This is a genomic window from Cytophagia bacterium CHB2 (assembly GCA_030263535.1).
In the GTDB taxonomy this organism is placed as follows: domain Bacteria; phylum Zhuqueibacterota; class Zhuqueibacteria; order Zhuqueibacterales; family Zhuqueibacteraceae; genus Coneutiohabitans.
Window position 1 is genome coordinate 1 of record SZPB01000392.1, and the last position, 5,798, is coordinate 5,798.

5 protein-coding genes are annotated in these 5,798 nt (G+C 53.6%); all 5 read right to left on the reverse strand.

Translation table 11 applies throughout. From position 1 onward, the window contains the following. A partial coding sequence (locus FBQ85_25680; protein ID MDL1878523.1) for a class I SAM-dependent methyltransferase occupies positions 1-536 on the reverse strand: 536 nt, incomplete at its 3' end. 129 nt (positions 537-665) lie between these two features. After that, positions 666-1,745 carry a radical SAM protein gene (locus FBQ85_25685; GenBank protein MDL1878524.1) on the reverse strand — a complete coding sequence of 360 codons (1,080 nt, stop codon included), beginning with the start codon at positions 1,743-1,745 and terminating at the stop codon, positions 666-668. Between the two features lie 10 nt (positions 1,746-1,755). Next, positions 1,756-3,639 carry an asparagine synthase (glutamine-hydrolyzing) gene (asnB, locus tag FBQ85_25690; protein ID MDL1878525.1) on the reverse strand — a complete coding sequence of 628 codons (1,884 nt, stop codon included), beginning with the start codon at positions 3,637-3,639 and terminating at the stop codon, positions 1,756-1,758. Between the two features lie 9 nt (positions 3,640-3,648). Then, complete coding sequence (locus tag FBQ85_25695) at positions 3,649-4,839, reverse strand: glycosyltransferase family 4 protein (GenBank protein MDL1878526.1); 1,191 nt, start codon at positions 4,837-4,839, stop codon at positions 3,649-3,651. Between the two features lie 652 nt (positions 4,840-5,491). Then, positions 5,492-5,798, reverse strand: a 307-nt coding sequence (locus FBQ85_25700) for a hypothetical protein (protein ID MDL1878527.1), incomplete at its 5' end; no start/stop codon positions are given.

Here is a 5,798-nt window from a genome sequence, read left to right on the forward strand (position 1 = left end):
ATCGCCTCGCCCCCGGGTTTGAGCACGCGATGCAGCTCCTTCACCATTTTGTTGGCGTCCGAAGTATATTGCAGCACGCCGTGCGCATATACCATGTCAAATCGATTGTTCTCGAACTCGAGCGCTTCGCCATTCATCAAACGAAACTCACCGGCCGCGCCGTTCAACTCGAAATTTTTTTTGGCGAGATCAATGGATTGTTTGGCTAAATCCACGCCGATGACGCGCGCACCGCCCTGCGCAAAGCGCAGGAGATCGATGCCGACGCCGCAGCCAACTTCCAGTATACTCTTCCCGCGATAACCGTTAAAATCCACCACCTTGGGCAAGTAACGCAATTTGTCAAAACGGTACTCGTCCAGATCTTGAAAAAAGCCTTTCGACCCGACGGGGTGTTTGGCAATGGCAAGATCATGAATATGCGCATTCCAATACTCGGCAATGGCATGCAACAGTTGCCCGTTTTGAGCGGGCTTGCCTGATGCGCGTGAGGAGGTTTTAATTCGCTCAAGTTGTGAAGTTGTGAGGTCGGTCATTTTTGTTCCGTTACGGTTATACGCTCGTTGCGATACTACTGGGCATGCCGGGTTTTCGGCAGATAAAATTTCAACAGGATTGAGTCGAATTCAAAAACACGAATCATGCCTTCCGGGCGCACGGCTTTGCTAAAAATGTTCGGCGGTCGTGAAGATCGGTTTGAGTGCGCGATGCAAACGCAAAGGCGTCATGCGCTGCACGGCCATCGTCAAGGGCACGACGCTTTCGAAAAAGCCCGCAGGCAATTCCTGGCGCGCAATGCGCGTGCGCACTTCGCTGGCGCGGCGGCCGTACCAAATTTTTTCAAAGCTTTGTTCGCGAATATTGCCCATGGAGGCCGTTTCGAGCGGATCGGGATAAACATTGCCGCGCGGGTCGATATTGACAAAAGCGAATCCCGCAATGCTGTGTTGTTCCCGCAGCTTATGCGGATTCTCGATGAAGGAGGCAAACTGGCGATAATAATCACGATTCATCGGCAACAGTTCACCGTACATTTTGAGCACGCGCTCAACCAACGTTTGCAGCGTGGCGGCGTCGCCCGGACCGAAAGCCAACTCCTCATCGACACGATACTTCACTTGCGGCAGATGCAATGCCGGTTGAAACGACAGGCCGTCAAGCGCGCGCGATTTGACGAAGCGCGCCATGTTCTCAAGATCATACATGTTGGCCTTGTTCACGGTGAAGGCGATGAAAACTTTGGGGCGCGCGTTGCTGCGGAGAGATTTGAGGTTTTCAATCCCCTGGCTGGCCAGTTCGAAATACCCCTTGATGCCGCGCAGCGCATCATTCAACTCGGGCGTGCTGCCGTCGAGCGAAATATAGATCAAATCCAAACCGGCGTCAATGAGATTTTTGGCGCGACGATCGTTGATCAAAAGGCCGTTCGACATCAAGGAGGTTGACAAATGGCAGCTTTTGGCCCACGCAATCAGCTCAAAAATATCCTTGCGCAACAGCGGCTCGCCGCCGGTGAAACACAAGTTCATCACGCCGTTATCCGCAAGCTGCCGGATCAGGTTCTTACCCTCCGCCGTCGACAGCATGCTGGGATCGTCTTTCTCCTGCCAACGATCGCATGTACGGCATTTGGCGTTGCAAACGGAAAGCACTTCCCACGCCGCTTTGATCGGCCCGATGATCGGTTCGTGCTCGCCTTTCGCAAAGCGCAAAAAGTTCTGCAGATGTTTTACTTGCTTGAACATACAACCCGCCTCATGTTAGATATTGCTCACGCCAAATGCCGAACACCGTGAGCGCCCACAGCCGGTGGCTGTGATTCTCGGCGCCAGCGAGATGCTCATCGATGAGTCGTTGCACGTATTCCGCATTAAAAAAGCCGTCGCGCTTCAGGCGCGCGGGGGAAAGCACCTCGAGCATCATCGGTCGCAATTCTTCCTTCAGCCAGTTTTTAATCGGGATGCTGAAACCCTCTTTGCCGCGTTTGACGATCGGCGGCGGCAGCAATCCCTTCATTGCCTTTTTGAGAATCCACTTCGTCTGCTGGCCTTGCAGCTTCAACGCGCTCGGAATGGTGGCGGCATACTCGACCACGCGATAATCCAGAAACGGCGCACGCGCTTCCAGCGAGGCGGCCATGCTCATGCGATCGACCTTCACCATGATGTCGTCACAGAGATAGGTTTTGATGTCAACATAGAGCTGGCGGTTGAGGTAGTCCTGTGAATCGGCATTTTGGAAGTGGCTGCGGATGAAATCATGCGCGCCGCGGCGAATGTCAATGTTGTGCAAGGCCTCGCCATAAAGCTGCTGCTTCTCCTGCTCCGCCAGAAAAATCATCCAGCGCACATGCTGCAAATCTTCCGGGTATTGTGTGCCTTCGACGAAACGTTTGATCTTGTTGATCGGCCCTTTTTTTTTCTCGGTCGGGGGCAATAACCGGGCAAACGGCTGCACGAGGCTATGCCGCAGAAACGACGGAAGCATGCGGTACTTGCGATACATCCAATCCGCGACATACGTGTCATAACCGGCAAACAACTCATCGCCGCCGTCGCCGCTGAGCACGACAGTCACATGCTCGCGCGCCATTTTCGAAACGAGATAGGTCGGGAAAATGGAAAAATCACCGAGCGGTTCATCCAGATGCTTGACCAGTTTTTCCGTTAATTCGAGCGCATTGGGGCGCAAGATGAATTCTTTATGATCCGTTTTGTAATGCTTGGCGATCGCACGCGCATACTCCAGCTCGTTGTAGCTGCCTTCTTCGAAACCGATCGAAAAGGTTTTCACTGGCTGGTCCATGACGCGCGCCATCAGCGCGACGATGCAACTCGAATCGATGCCGCCGGAGAGAAACGCGCCCAGCGGCACATCGCTCATCAAGCGGATTTTCACAGCGTCTTGCAGTAAATCCACCAGGCCCTGTTGCAGCTCCGCGGCATGATAACCGTTCTCGCGGAAATGCAGATCCCAATAACGCCGCAGCTCGGTTTTGCCGTCGCGGCGAATCAGCAACGAGTGCCCGGCGGGCAGCTTTTTAATATCCGCAAAAATTGTGTGCGGCGCCGGCACGTATTCATAGGTGAGATAAAGATCAAGCGCTTCCGGCGAAACGCGCCGCGGCACGTGTTGCGACTGCAATAGGCTCTTCAGCTCAGAGCCGAACACCAGGCGATCGCTGCCGGCATAATAATACAGCGGCTTTTTGCCCAGACGATCACGCGCAAGAAAAAGGCTGCGGTTGCGTGTATCCCAAATGGCAAAGCCGAACATGCCGTTGAGCTTGGCCGGACATTCGACGCCGAATTCTTCATAAGCGTGTACAATGGCCTCGGTGTCCGATTTCGTTTTGAAATGATGGCCACGGCCTTCCAAATCCCGGCGCAACTCGAGATAGTTGTAAATTTCTCCGTTGAAAATGATCCAGATCGTGCCGTCTTCATTGCTGATCGGCTGTTGGCCGCTGGAAAGATCGATGATGCTGAGGCGGCGCATGGCCATGCCGATTTGCTCGCCATGATAAAAACCGTCTTCATCCGGCCCGCGATGAAAGATGGCCTCATTCATGCGCCGCACCTCGTCGCGCGCGATCTCCGCCGCCGGAGAAAATGTCATAATACCACAAATACCGCACATAAATTCACCCTATGCTCTTCCCTGGTTCTCCTGGTATGACAGCATGTAGTCATACACGTCTGCTGTTTTCCGCAGATAAGCTTCGTAACTGTATTCTCGTTCGGCCAGGCTTTGCGCGCGCCGGCCGATCGTTTCTCCTAAATTCTTGTCGTGCAGCACACGCAAGAGACCGTGCGCAAACGCCTCGGGCTTGCAATCGGTAAGCACAGCGACTTCATCATTCAGCACTTGGGTATGCGTAAGATGATTCGTCGCGACGATCGGCACGCCGGAACGCAAATACGAATAAATCTTCAACGGCGTGTTATTGCCTTCCAAGCGCGGCGAGACCAACACCTGCGCAAGCTGCATGAATTGCGGGATTTCTTCGGGCGGGCGCTGGCCGGTAAAAACGAATTTCTCGGTAATGCCGAGTTGCCTGGCCTTTTCTTTTTGTTCATTGACCTGCTCGGGCTTGCCGCCAACGACCAGAAAGCGGACATTGGGATGTTGTTTTACAACCCGGGCGCCGGAGGCGAGCAACAAATCAATGCCTTGATACGGTTCGAGCGTGCCGGTATAGAGCACGATGGTTTCGCCGTTCAAGTTATACCGTTGTTTCAATTCGAGCGGATTGACTTGCGTTTGGAAAACCTCACTGTTGTCAGCGACGTTTTCAATCAGCTTGTTGAATTTATTGGGAAAGCGCTCACGCACATAATGATGAAGCTCCGGACAAATCGTAATAACGGCCTGTGCGCTGTTGATGGTTGCCGCCTCGAGCCGTTCGAATGATTGAATCAGCAGGCTGGAGGTCGTGAATTTGAAGTTGGAAAGCTGTTGCGGCAGGCTCGAGTGCATATCGTAGAGATGCGGGAGGCCGAACTTCTTGCTCAAGCGTATGCCCATAAAACCGGCTTCTTCGTGGGTGTGCAGCAAATCGTAGCGTTTCTTCGCGAGCAGCGCGACGGCGCGGCGATAGACGGCGACGTCTAGGATGATTTTGGGCGCGGACGGCCCGATCGCAATCTCCTTGATGAACGGCACGGCGGCGGCGCGGTGAATGCTGACATGCTCGATCTCAACATTTTGGCCCAAGTGATAGGTCACCAGATCGATGTGATGTCCCAACCGCGAAAGCGCACGCAAGCGATGCAGCACGCTGAAGGGCGTACCGCGCGGCTGGAAAAAAGGTTGTGGCGCAATCATTAAAACGTTCATGGGGCTTTCATCTTTTGTTCGGCCGCTAGCAACTTATAGCGGATGCGAATGTTTTTTTACCCCGGAGGCCGGTCGCTGAGCGAGTGTTGACCATTTTTGTGAAGCACGCTTCGCGACACACGGCATGAGTGACCGTAAATTCCCTATTTATGCCATCTGCAACACTGATGCCACTGTGGTGTCCGAAATTCGGCCAGAAATAAAAGGTTTTGCAGCAGATTAGACAAAGAATTGAGGTGTAAAAAGCGTATGCGGTGAATCGAGGTGATCGCGCCGTGTGCCAGGCTGAAACGATGTATTTTTGTGACACAAGCAAAAATGGGGTGGCAGTTCGATCGGAAAGCAGAGGTTTCCGCCGGGGTGAACGCCCGCTCAAAAATCCTGATGCTACTCTCCTGTGCGATGATGCTGTGATCGTTATTGAGCGAGTATTAAACCGACAGCAGAAGGCGTCCCTGCGCTCCGGATCGGCCCGCCACCCCGTGAAGCGGCCTCAAAATGAATTTCGAGGCAAAACGTTAAAACCGGCCGGAGCCGGTTAATCAATGAACCAACAGATTGTATGAAGACTTGGGAAAATTGCGTGCTAACAACTGTCGCAGCATGCCGGATTCAATCAAGCTGCGACAAAGCTCTTCGCTCCGACTGAAATCTATCGCCCAACGCTATAGTACTTGAAGCCCTTGTCAATCATTTTGCTGGGCTCATAAATATTGCGCAGGTCGATTACCAACGGAGTTTTGAGCAGGCTCTTGATTTTATCGAGATCGAGGCTGCGAAACTGATTCCACTCCGACCAATTGGCGCCGTCGCCGACACGGTAGGCATAGACGGTGTCCGGCTGCAGCCCGGTGAATTCGGCGGAGTGATAGAGCGCCTCGGAGAGATTGGTTTTGAGGGTCTCCGTGCGCGGCGTGACCTTTTGGGCCTGCTTGGGAAAGTCAGGCCCCGCAGTGGCG